We start from the raw sequence: 204 nt of genomic DNA, 5'->3' as shown, positions 1-204 counted from the left end.
GCCGAGCGTCGCGCCAAAGTGATGCAGTGTACGCCCGAGGCTTTCCGTTTTTTCTGCAAGACTTATCTACCGCATTATTTCCCCGACGACAGCGAATCTGTTTTCCACACATGGGCATACACGGAACTGCCCGAAATCGAAAAAGAGCCGGAGTCTGTCTTGCAGTCTTGTGCGGCATCGCGCGGCGAAGCGAAAACATCGCTG

1 pseudogene is annotated in these 204 nt (G+C 54.4%); it reads left to right on the top strand.

Annotated features, from left to right (window positions below):
• Positions 1-204 (top strand): annotated as a pseudogene (locus ACTHTA_RS11715) (phage terminase large subunit); the annotation flags it as partial.

Source organism: Neisseria sp. P0013.S005 (assembly GCF_051958425.1).
Taxonomy (GTDB): Bacteria; Pseudomonadota; Gammaproteobacteria; order Burkholderiales; family Neisseriaceae; genus Neisseria; species Neisseria subflava.
The sequence above is the reverse complement of the archived record's forward strand: the minus strand, read 5'-3'. Positions and strand labels throughout refer to the sequence as shown.